Source organism: Gordonia sp. Z-3, from assembly GCF_036233855.1.
GTDB lineage: Bacteria > Actinomycetota > Actinomycetes > Mycobacteriales > Mycobacteriaceae > Gordonia > Gordonia tangerina.
The window spans coordinates 183,490-195,733 of sequence record NZ_JAZARS010000008.1 but is presented as its reverse complement, the minus strand read 5'-3'; the positions used below and the strand labels follow the sequence as shown (position 1 = coordinate 195,733).

Sequence of the window (12,244 nt, the reverse complement as noted above, 5' to 3'; positions counted from 1 at the left end):
CGCACCAGGACTTGAGCGCGTAACCAACGGCCACACAACAATGTCCGAAATCACACACGAGCAGCCGGTGATCAGCCGACGGTATGCGTGGACTAGCGAACGCCGCGCATCTCCATCTTCCAGGTCACGACGCACGAGTGCGCAAGCGCGCCGAGCTGAATCAACATCACTCGTCGAATTCACTCTGGAGTTGCATGCCGCAATCGCGTCTTCGAAGAATGAACACCCTCCGGGCCCTGTCCACTTGATGCCAGGCACGGCACCGAAACCGACGCCGCCTGATCTGACAGTCGCGCGCCCCAGAACCAGGACCGCACCATCAACGGTTCCGCTAGTCGAGTGGCCACTGTTGCACGATCCAGTTCGCCCACTTCATTCTCGGCCTCACAACCCACTGGCCGCCCAGATAGGGGGCGCAAGTGAGTAAGCCTCTTGACTGGGCGCAGCTGCTCGGCGGCGACCGCCGGCCGGTCCGATGGATCATCCCGGGCTTGTTCGCCGAGGGCCGCGCTTACGCGGTGATCTCCCCCGCGAAGTCGGGCAAGTCGCTGTTCATGCTTGAACAACTCGCGAGGGCGCAGGTGCCTGCCCTCTACATCGACTACGAGAACACGCACACCGACCTCCGTGACCGCATTAACGCGATGGACCTGAAAGCTGCCGACCTCGTCAACCTGCACTACGTGTCCTTCCCCGATTTCCGGCCACTGAACACGCGCGCAGGCGCCGTGCAGCTCCTGGATCTAGTGCTCAGGCTGGAACCCAGAGTCGTAGTCATCGACACAATTTCACGAGCCGTCGACGGCGACGAGAACGACCCCAAAATGTGGAACGATCTCTACCGGCTGGTTGCCTTGCCACTCAAACGCTTGGGCGTCACCCTCATACGGCTCGACCACAGCGGGCACGCCAACCGCCAGAGGGCGCGCGGCTCGTCTAACAAGGACACCGACGTTGACGGTACCTGGATACTGAGCGCCACGAGTTCAACACTGAAACTTGAGGTAGGCGTTCAACGCAGCGGCGACCACCCACCGATCCTGAAGTACGACAAACGAACCGACCCATTAGCCTTCGTTCCAGTTGCGACGCCGGATGAGCGCGCTGGCGCCAAGGTGAGTGAACTGATCGACCAGCTCGATTGCCTCGACATCTCGCCTACGGTAGGCAGGCCAACTGTCGAGAGACACCTGCGTGATGCTGGCATTCGGTTCTCGACCGACGCCCTAGGCCAAGCGATCAAGCGGAGGCGCGATCGGAGTCGCACGGAGCACCAAACCGCTGACCGGGGGCAGATAGAACCCGCCGCGGCCCACAAACCTCAAGACGAAAGTGGGCAGACCTTGGTCAGCAGACAGAAGTACCAGGTAGGCGCTGACCCGAGCCCTCCCGGTCAGCGTCCGGTCAGCGAGGTCAGCAGTTGCGAAGAGCTGACCGGACCTGCCCCGCTTCTTAAGAAGCGGGGACCCGGTCAGTCACAACATCCACCATCCAGCTCCCCCTCATCAGGGGGCAAGAGGTTCCCGGCGCGAGGAACGAGCGGTGGGGTTCTCGCGGCAGCGGAGCGAGGAACGAGCGGAGAATTGGACGCGACTACTCCGCCCGACGGATACCCGCCAACGGTTGAAGATGACGCGCAGTCGCCCTCGACGCTGCAGCCCTGGCGGGACGACAACATCCGCTTCGGGAGCACACGACGGTGTTACATCGACGACTAGCGAAGTCGCAGTTCTCGGAGCAATTAGCGAAAGGACGTCCCGATGGCGAACAGATCAAAGACGGCCAACCCGCGCCGTGTCGACGAGCGCGCACGCGGCGCCCAGGCGGTTGCGCTTCGTAGAGATGGGCTGCCTTTGCGCGAGGTTGCCGAACGACTCGGATACCACGACGCATCGACGGCCTACCGGGCGATCATCCGTACCCTCGACCGAACCGAGGTAGAAGTAGCGTCCGAGTACCGGCAACTCATGACTGAGCGCTACGAGGACCTCTACCGTCGCAGCATTGACGCTCTCGATGATGCGCAGGGCAACAGCCGAGCGCAGCTCGTTTCGTCGGCGCGGGGAGTTCTTGACAGCCTCAGCCGGTTGCATCGGCTGGATCGTGAATCTGGCGATCAGTCGGATCAGACCCCGACGGTGGACGACCTTGACCGTGAGATCGCCGGACTCGCGTCCGCAGTTACCAGCTATGCCAGGACGAAAGCGGCAGAATGCGGCCTTCCCGCACCAGCGACGCCCATTCTCGACAGTCTGGTCAAGTACGCCGCGGAGCCATCGAGCTGACGAACTGCGCCGCGACCAGCTGAACTGCGGGCCGTCTCAGGTCGCGTCCGGGGATTGTGATTCGAAACCATCTAGACGCGCCGACGGGGCACTATCCCTCGATCGATGGAACATCGATCTGCGTGCATCACGTCCACCCGCGGCCGATGCGTGTCGCGATAGACTTCGACCCCTTGGCGGTTGGCATCAGCATCGGCCGTCAGGCTCATCGGGCCGGGGCAGCTGTCAGTGCCCTCGAGTAGCTTTACTGGCTGGCTATGCAGGAGGTTCATTCGTGCAGCTTGAAGAGCTGAAACCCGGTCTGCGGGTCGACGGTCTCATCCCCGCTGAGGTGATCACAGTCATCGCTGCACTGTGGCACGGCACGGACGCAGTCGAGCTCACATACAAGAACGCGGCGGGTGGGCTCGGGCAGCAGGTGGTCTTCCGCAAGGATCAAGACACCCTGACGGTCGCGCAGAGCGGCAGCCGCGCGTTCGACGCAGCGGCCAGCGACTTCAAACTTGTCGCCGAGGCTCAGCGCATTTCGCTGGCCGGCCTGTTTGACCCGATGCTGGCGGTCGCCACCAGTGACGTGCAACCGCTGCCGCACCAGATCCGCGCGGTGTACGGCGAACTCCTGCCTCGGACCCCGCTGCGCTTCCTCCTCGCCGACGACCCCGGTGCGGGCAAAACGATCATGGCAGGCCTCTACATCAAGGAACTGCTGCTACGCGACGACGTCAAGCAGTGCCTGATCATCGCTCCCGGTGGTCTGGTCGAGCAGTGGCAGGACGAGCTGTTCTTCAAGTTCGGGCTCCGGTTCGACCTGCTGACCAACCAGCTGATCGACGCGCAGGCGAACTTCAACGTCTTCGAGACCAACCCCCTGCTGATCGCACGGATGGACCAACTCTCCCGCAACGAGCAACTTCAGGCCCAACTCAAAGAAACCGAGTGGGACTTGATTATCGTCGACGAGGCGCACCGGATGGGCGCGCACTTCTTCGGCGGCGAGCTGCGCAAGACCAAGCGATTCCTGCTCGGTGAGATCCTCGGTCAGATCACCCGCCACCTGCTCCTGATGACCGCGACTCCGCACTCGGGTAAGGAGGAGGACTTCCAGCTCTTCCTGACCCTGCTCGACCGCGACCGGTTCGAAGGCAAGCAGAAGAAGAGCGCCGACGTCAGCGGCATCATGCGCCGTATGGTCAAGGAAGACCTCCTGACGTTCGAGGGCAAGAAGCTCTTCCCGGAACGCATCGCGGAGACTGTCCCGTACGAGCTGACGGCGCTCGAATACCAGCTCTACGAGGACGTGACCCATTACGTCCGCGAGGGGATGAACCGCGCCGAGCGCGTCGGCGGCAAGCGCAAGAACACCGTCGGCTTCGCCCTCACAGTCCTCCAGCGACGCCTCGCGTCTAGCCCGGAGGCGATCTACAAGAGTCTCGTCCGCCGCTCCGAGCGCCTGGAGCGCAAGAAACTCGAGATCCAGAGCGGCACCTACCGCGACAGCGAACCGACCGTCGACGTCAGCGACATCGACGAGGACGCGTTCAACGCCGAAGAGCTCGAGCAGATGGAGGAGGAACTCCTCGACGCGGCGACCGCCGCGCAAACAGTCGAGGAACTCAACGCCGAACTGATCGAGCTCGCCGACCTGATCAACACCGCACGGCGGGTCCGCGAAGCCGGCACCGACCGCAAGTGGACCGAGCTGTCGACCATCCTCCAAGACCACGCCCTCGTCACCGACCGAAATGGCTGGCCGCGGAAGTTCATCATCTTCACCGAGCACCGTGACACCCTCGACTACCTCCAAGTTCGGATCGGCTCGCTCCTCGGCAAGCCGGACGCCGTCCGCGCCATCCACGGAGGCGTACGCCGCGCCGAGCGCCGCCAGATCACAGAGGAGTTCACCAAGAACCGCGACTGCCAGATCCTGCTGGCCACCGACGCCGCCGGCGAAGGACTCAACCTCCAGGCCGCGCACCTGATGGTCAACTACGACCTGCCGTGGAACCCGAACCGGATCGAGCAGCGCTTCGGCCGCGTCCACCGCATCGGTCAGGAGGAGGTTTGCCGCCTCTGGAATCTCGTCGCCTCGAACACACGCGAGGGCGAGGTGTTCACCCGCCTGTTGGAGAAGCTCGACCAGATGCGGCAGACGTACGGTGGCAAGGTTTTCGACGTCCTCGGTGAAGCCTTCACCGATACACCGCTACGCAATCTGCTGCTGGAGGCAATCCAGTACGGCGAGCGTGACGAGGTGAAGGCCAAGATGCACGAAGTCATTGACGCCTCCGTCGGGGATGGGCTCAAAGACCTGCTCGACGAGCGGGCCCTCGCTTCCGAGCACCTCGCCGAGGCCGACCTCCACGCTTTGCGGGCCGCGATGGACGATGCACGTGCGCGCCGGCTGCAGCCGCACTACATCGGACTCGCCTTCAAGGCCGCGTTCACCAGGCTTGGAGGTCGCATCGCCAAGCGCGAACAAGGACGCTACGAGATCGCGAACGTCCCACAACACATCCGCTCGGCTGGAACCGGACCTATCGCGACCCGGTACGACCGGGTCACCTTCGACCTCAGTCACGTCCAGCCCGGTGACCTGACGCGGGCCGACCTCCTGGCGCCAGGCCACCCATTGCACGACGCGGTGATGGGCGAGGCGATCCGCAACTTCGGCGGCGCCCTCAACCAGGGCACCATCCTCGTTTCGTCGACACTCGAGGAACCGCACCTCCTTGTCGGTGTCGTCGAGGAAGTCGCGGACGCGACCGGGGATTCGGTCGCACGCAGGTTCGGTTACGCCTACGTCGACCAGCTCGGCACTGTCAGTCCAGCGGGACCTGCGCCGTACCTCGACTGCGTGGCCGCGCCCGCGGGTCCGGCCGTGGACGCTGCCTGCGGACTGCCCTGGCTTGGTGACGCGGAGGACAGGGCAATGAGCTGGATCATCGCCAACCAGCTTCCGGAGTACCTCGCCGAGGTCCAGCCGCGACGACTTGCGGAGCTCGACAAGGCCCGCGACCTGGTGATTAAGCGGCTCACTACCGAGAGCGACCGCCTTCTGCTCGATGCGGCAGTGGCTGCCGAGAAGGAACAGAAGGGCGAGAAGCCCAAGGAATCCTCGGACAGCCTTAACCGCAAGGCCGTTGAACTCGACGCCCGCCTCCGCAAGCGTCTCGCGCTGCTTGACCAGCAACAGCTCATGTCGACGAAGCCGCCGCGTATCGTGACAGCCGCGCTGGTGCTTCCCATCACGATGGTGGAAGGCGAGATTCCGGCGACTGCGCCCATCCATGCCAAGGAGACCAAGGAGGTCGAGCGCCGCGGCGTTGATCTCGTTCTGGCCCGCGAACGGGAATTGGGTCGCAGGCCGGTCGAGCAGTGCTTCAACAACAAGGGCTTCGACATTCTTTCGACCGACGCCAATGGCGACACCTACCGGATCGAGGTCAAGGCACGTATCGAGCGTGCCGAGGACTTCTTCGTCACCCACAACGAAGTCATGACCGGCAAGAACGCTGTCCCTCGCTACAGGCTCGCGCTGGTGAAGGTTGATGAGCGCGGCGCCCAGTTCGACGAAGTTCGGTACCTCGACGATCCGTTCGCCACCACCGACCTCGGCGACTTCCAGGCCACAGGTATTCGTGGCGACTGGGCCAAGACCTGGACGAAGGGGCGACCACCATTCTGATACTCACGGATCGCTTACTCCAGAAAAATAGAACCCGGTAAGTTCGGGCACAATCGTCATGTGCCGCGCCAGCGGTAGAGTTCGCCCGTTCTCGTCTCGGGCACGGAAGGTCGAGGAATTAGTGCACAAGCCCAAACTGATCGAGGTGGCGCTGCCGCTTGAAGCCATCAACCGAGCATCGTTCGCGGAAAAGAACCGCAAGGTTGGGAAGCCGCAGAACCTGCATCAGTGGTGGTCGCGAAAGCCAGTAACAGCTGCGCGCGCAATGCTCATCGCCCAGCTGATCGATGACCCTTCATCTGACCCGGATGCGTTCCCGACTGAAGAAGCCGTTCGAGCTGAGCGGGAACGCTTGCACGCCTTAATTGAGCGGGCAGTTGATTGGGATGAGGTCGTTCGGCCGAGTACGGACTTCGTCAGTGAACTACGCGCTATGCTCCCAGACGTCACAGTAATCGATCCGTTTGTAGGCGGAGGAACCCTTGCACTCGCTGCTGCCCAGCTCGGCGTCAACTCCGAGTCAAGCGACCTAAACCCAGTTGCGGTTGCACTTTCTCGCGCGCTCGTCGACGTGCCGAGCAGGTTCCTGAACCGTGAACCCGTCAATCCGGGCGAGGAAGGCGCTCATCTGACACGGCGCCTTGGCACTGCGGGCATTGTCGCCGATATCGAGGCCTACGGACAGTGGATGCTACTCGAGGCACGGAACCGCTTAGGCAAGCACTATCCGAGTATCGAAGGCCGGACAGTTCTCGCATGGGTGTGGGCTCGCCAGATTACTTGCCCAAACCCAGCGTGCCGGATTCAGGTTCCCCTCGTGAGCAAGTGGACCCTCGCCAAGAAGCGCGGTAAGGAAGCCATAATCGTTCCGAGAGTGGTTCCAGACACAGACGCTTCGGGGGGAAACCGGTTCGAGTTCTCGATTAGTAAAGACCTCGGCGATCTCCTAGGTCGCGGGACGATGTCAGGGCGCACTGGATCGGAATGCCTCCGCTGCGGTACTTCCATTCCAGTAGCACATGTCCGCACCGAGGCAATGTCAGGACGCATGGGGATGGTACTGACAGCAATCGCTGCGGACGGCGGGAAGTCGAGGGAGTACTTCGCGCCAACATCGGAACATGCCAATGCTGCATGTGTCGACCGACCTATTAATTCAGTCACGGGTGCCATTTCGACAAACCCACGTTGGTTCTCGCCACCGCTGTACGGCCTTGGGGACTTTGCTGATCTCTTCACTGACAGACAACTCCTCGCCGTCACCACATTTAGCGACCTTGTAGGGGAAGCCAGAAGGGTTGTGTACGCGGATGCCGTTGCGTCAGGCATGCCCGACGGCAGTTCGCTGGTCAACGGTGGTGATGGGGCCATTGCCTACAGTCAGGCGGTCGCGTTGTACCTCGCTCTTGCGGTCAGCAGGCTCGCCAACTGGTCTAACAATCAGTGTTCGTGGGAGTCCACAGGTGAAGTATCGCAGCAGATGTACTCAGGGCAAGCCATGGGAATGGCGTGGGACGTTTCCGAGGCCAACGTGCTCGGAGATGGAAACAGTGGGTCGTTCTTAGCCTGCTTGCGAAACATCCTCTCACCCCTGAAACTGGCATCGCCGATCGGCCATCACCGTGTCCTAATGGCAGATGCGCGAAACGCGCGTCTGGCGGGACTCGTCGTTGCCACCGACCCGCCGTATTTCGACAACATTGACTACTCGGATCTTTCCGACTTCTTTTACGTCTGGCAGCGGCGAATGTTGGCTGATGTCTTTCCAGATCTGTACGGAACGATCTTGGTCCCGAAAGGCGAAGAACTCGTTGCCAACTCTCACCGGTCAGGTGGTAACAGTGCCGCGGCCGCCGATTTTCTCGCTGGATTCCGAGACGTGTTTGCTCGTTTTCGAGAGTCTGTGGCTTCCGAGTATCCGGTGGTTGTCTACTACGCGTCCAAGCAGGCGGAAAGCCTCGGGCAAGGGAACAGCCGCTGGTCGACGATTCTCCAGGCAATGGTCGACGAGGGTTGGTGCGTTGTGCGGACCTGGCCAATTCGCACGGAGAACGCGAGCCGCCGTGTCGCGATCGGGGCGAATTCGATGTCGACCTCGAGCGTACTCGTGCTTCGCCCGAGGCCGGAATCGGCACCTCGAGTCACACTGCAGACTTTTCTCACCGAGCTGCGACCTTACCTCGCGAAGGCGCTTGGCGACCTTGAAGCGGCCGGCGTCGCGCCGGTCGATATGCAGCAGGCTGCCATCGGACCCGGAATTGAAGTGTTTAGCCGATTTGGCGCCGTATTGGCTGCGGACGGCAAGCCAGTGTCGGTGACCGCCGCACTGCTACGAATCAACGACGTTCTCGACGAGCTCCTCAACGAACAGGAGGGAGACTTCGACGCCCCAACTCGATTCGCCGTTCAATGGTATCGCCATCGAGGCTACGACCCCGGACCGTTCGGCGATGCGGATGACCTCGCTCGCGGACGGAACACCTCGGTCGACGCGATGGAGCGTGAGGGCATTCTCACAAAACGGGCCGGCCGCGTCCGGTTAACTAAGCCCGACGACCTTCCCGCAAGTTATGACGCGGGCGAAGACAAGCGAACCAGTGATTGGGAGGCGTTGCATCATTTGATCAAAGTGCTGGAGCGCGACGGTATCGCACCGGCGGGCGACTTCCTTCGGACAGCACTCAGCCGGCCCGATGGTGCCGTCGACGCCGAACTCGTACGAGAGTTGGCACACCTGCTGTTCCGCATTGCAGAGGGAAATAGCTGGGCTAAGGATGCCCTCTGCTTCAACACATTGGTGACCAGTTGGCCGGAGATAATCGAGGTCGCTCGGAGCGCCAGCAAGCCCTCTGGTGGTGCACAGAGCGCGTTCGACTTCGAGGAGGGAGACGACTGATATGGCACTGAGCAACCGCGACCGTATCGACCGCATGTTCCTAGTGATGGCGCCAGCGCTCGATGACTTCATCTCCACCGTCGTCGGGCAGGGCGACCCTTCGCTGGGGGCCGTCTGGACGAAGCTTGTCCACGCGAAGGACAGCAGGAACGGCGCCCCGTCAACAAAGAACTATGACGCCTTGGACCCGCAGGTGCAGTTCAGAATTCTGACCGAAGGCAACATCACGGCCGGGTTCAAGTCCGGTTGGTACCCGTTCAGTCAGGCGATCGGCCGCACCGGTGAGACATTTGCCAGCGAACTGCGCGAAGTGCGTAACGATTGGGCACACAATGGCTCGTTCACCGATGACGACGCCTACCGAGCACTCGACACTGGCGAACGGCTCCTCAAACTGATCGGTGCGGCGGCTGAAGCTGACCAGGTCCGAGGGATTCGCCTGAACCTTCGTCGCGTAGCTGCAGACAAGGACGACAAGAAGGCACTAAAGGCCGCTGTCGACAATCCCGAGTCAGCTGGCCTCCGGCCCTGGCGTGAGGTACTACAGCCTCACAATGACGTCGCGACTGGCAACTTCCACGCCTCAGAGTTCGCGGCCGACCTCTACAAAGTCGCGACAGGTGGCGAAGTCGACTCCGACTACGCCGACCCGGTCGAGTTCTTTCGACGTACTTACCTCACCGAAGGCCTCCGCGACCTCGTCGGCCGCGCAATGCGTCGCCTCGCGGGCGACGACAACGCATCTCCAGTTATCAACTTGCAGACCAACTTCGGCGGCGGCAAGACCCACTCGATGCTGTCGCTGTGGCATGTGGCTGCGGGGCTGCCCGTGGGCGACTTCCCGCAGGAGACTCAGGAACTTCTCACCGCCAGCGGATATTCGGCCACCAAGGTCAACCGCGTCGCCATCGTCGGCAACCACTTCAGCCCATCCGGCGTCACGAAGGACGACGGCACCCAGGTGAACACCATCTGGGGCGAGCTCGCGTGGCAACTAGGTGGTCCGGAAGCCTACGCGGTCGTGGCCAAAGCCGACCGCGACAGGACCCATCCAGGCGAGTCTCTTCACGAACTTCTGACGACGTACGCGCCCGCCGTCATCCTCATCGACGAGTGGGTCGCATATGCGCGCTCACTGGTCGGTCGGGACGACCTCGCCGGCGGTACGTTTGATGACCAGTTCACGTTCGCGCAGTCGCTCACCGAAGCTGCAAAGGGCACTCGGGGCATTCTTCTCGCGATCTCGATTCCGGCGTCGGAAACTGGGGATGCCGATGACAGGATCGTCGCGGGCAACGCTGAAGAAGTCGGTGGCCAGAATGGTCTGGAGGCACTCAAACGCCTCCAGAACGTCGTTCGCCGCGTCGCGGACCAGTGGCGCCCCGCATCGTCGGACGAGGCTTACCACATCGTTAAGCAGCGGCTCTTTACGCAGCCTGACGCTGCGGCCCTCGCGGCGATAGGAGCGACTGCCCGCACCTACGTCGAGATGTACCGCAAGTTCACCGACGACTTCCCGCGCGAAGCGCGCGACGCCGCGTACGAAGACCGAATCAAGCGGACCTACCCAATCCACCCCGAACTGTTCGACACCCTCTACGAGGAATGGTCGTCGCTGGAGCGCTTCCAGCGCACTCGTGGCGTCCTGCGGCTGATGAGCACGGTTATACATGCACTTTGGATCGGCGAAGATCAGTCGCCGCTGATCATGCCCGCATCCATCCCGCTCGCCACTTCAAACGTGAACTCCGAACTCACGCAATACCTTCAGGACTCCTGGAAAGCGATCATCGACGCCGACGTCGACGGCCCGAACTCCGAGCCCGCTCGAATTGACAAGGAGAAACCACTCTTTGGTCAGCGGGCGTTGACGAAGCGCCTGGCGCGCACGGTGTTCTTCGGCGCGGCTCCGACGATCGCACCCGGGTCAGTCCACAAGGGCATCGGTGCCCAGCGGGTCTTCCTCGGCACCGCCATCCCGGGCGACGTCCCCGGCAACTTCCACTCAGCGTTGACGCAGCTCGGTGATCGTGCGACTTACTTCTACTCCGGCTCGGGCAAGTACTGGTACGACGTCCAGCCCAACATCACCCGCACCGCGAAAGACCAGGCCGAGCGTCTCCACAAGGAAGATGTGTGGGCCGAAATCGTCCGACGGCTTCAGGATCAGGGCCGCAAGCGAGGCGACTTCGCCGGCGTCCACGTGTGCCCGGAGTCGAACGCGGACATCCCCGACACCGACGAGGCCCGACTCGTCATCCTGCACCCGAAAGTCGCGCACAAGCGGGGCACAGATTCTGCGGCAAAGGAATTCGCGCACCAGGCAACGGAGCATCGCGGCAGCTCTAACCGAACACATCGCAACGCGCTCGTCTATCTCGCAGCAGACGAGGCACGACTCGAAGAGCTCGACAGCGCGACCCGCGACTACCTCGGTTGGACGCATGTCCTCACCGACGAGGCCGACCTGGATCTGACCCAGAACCAGAAGAAGCAGGCCTCGCAGCGGGCTTCCCAGGCTGATCAGACGGTCACCGCACGCCTGCTGCAGAGCTTCACCTGGGCGTTGGTGCCCGCGCAGCCCGACCCTGGTGCGCCGTTCCTGATTAAGGAGACTAAGGTCGAGGGGCAGTCTGGCGCTCTCGCTGACCGTGTCTCGCGTCGCCTGGGCAACGACGGTGATCTCTCGACGAGGCAGGCCGCGGCGACGATCCGCCTCGCGATCGGCAAGGTCCCGCAGATCTGGAAGGACGGCCACGTCGCTCTAGGTTCGCTGTGGGCGCTGTACTCGCAGTACCCCTACATGCCCCGCCTGCGAGACCGGACTGTTCTCGACGCCGGCATCCTCGATCTGCCGATGATCTGGCAGACGGACGCGTTCGCCCTCGCAGCCGGCTACGACGAGGCCACCAGCCGGTACATCGGCCTCTGGACGCCAGAGGACAAGGAGAGCGCTCCAGTCGCCACCGACTCACTCCTTATCGTCCGTCCCGACGTCGCGGAGATGCAGCGCTCAGCCGAACCCGGCCCTACTCAGGAACCGGGGCCTGGCCCCGGGCCGGGACCGGGCCCGTCGCCAATTCCGTATCCGAGTCCAGGCCCCTCGACTCCGAAGGTCGACATCGCCTGGCCAACGCGCTTTTACGGAGTAAAGACCCTCAACTCAGACAAGATCGCGTTGGAGTTCAAGAACGTTGCCGAAGAGGTGCTCGCGCACCTTCGTTCCGGCGAGAACACCAACGTTACGGTCCGAATCGAGATAGAAGCGACCGACTCCGAGGGCTTCAACGAAAGCCGCGTCCGAACCGTCTCGGAGAACGCCACGACACTCAGATTCGACCAGTCCGGCTTCGAGGAGAGTTGAGCATGGCTTGCTGC

At 62.6% G+C, this 12,244-nt stretch carries 5 protein-coding genes; 4 read left to right on the top strand and 1 reads right to left on the bottom strand.

Annotation, left to right across the window (positions count from 1 at the left end; translation table 11 throughout):
• The first annotated feature begins 419 nt into the window (after positions 1-419).
• Positions 420-1,718, top strand: a complete 1,299-nt coding sequence (locus VX037_RS11630; RefSeq protein WP_328714331.1) for an AAA family ATPase — start codon at positions 420-422, stop codon at positions 1,716-1,718.
• A 54-nt stretch (positions 1,719-1,772) separates the two neighbouring features.
• Here the strand turns inward: VX037_RS11630 and VX037_RS11625 are convergent, their stop codons facing one another.
• The gene (locus VX037_RS11625) at positions 1,773-2,093 is read right to left on the bottom strand and encodes a hypothetical protein (protein ID WP_328714330.1); all 321 of its coding nucleotides are present in this window, start codon (positions 2,091-2,093) and stop codon (positions 1,773-1,775) included.
• Positions 2,094-2,559: 466 nt separating this feature from the next.
• On the opposite strand from VX037_RS11625, the gene VX037_RS11620 reads away from it, so the two are divergent.
• The 3 genes from VX037_RS11620 to VX037_RS11610 all read left to right on the top strand — a co-directional run bounded on the left by VX037_RS11620 (position 2,560) and on the right by VX037_RS11610 (position 12,230).
• Positions 2,560-5,970 (top strand): helicase-related protein, encoded by a 3,411-nt coding sequence (locus VX037_RS11620; RefSeq protein WP_328714393.1) that lies wholly within the window; start codon positions 2,560-2,562, stop codon positions 5,968-5,970.
• 121 nt (positions 5,971-6,091) lie between these two features.
• Positions 6,092-8,866 carry a DUF1156 domain-containing protein gene (locus tag VX037_RS11615; RefSeq protein ID WP_328714328.1) on the top strand — a complete coding sequence of 925 codons (2,775 nt, stop codon included), beginning with the start codon at positions 6,092-6,094 and terminating at the stop codon, positions 8,864-8,866.
• 1 nt (position 8,867) lies between these two features.
• A complete protein-coding gene (locus VX037_RS11610) occupies positions 8,868-12,230 on the top strand; it encodes a Swt1 family HEPN domain-containing protein (RefSeq protein WP_328714326.1) in 3,363 nt (1,120 codons plus the stop codon).
• The last annotated feature ends 14 nt before the right edge of the window (positions 12,231-12,244 follow it).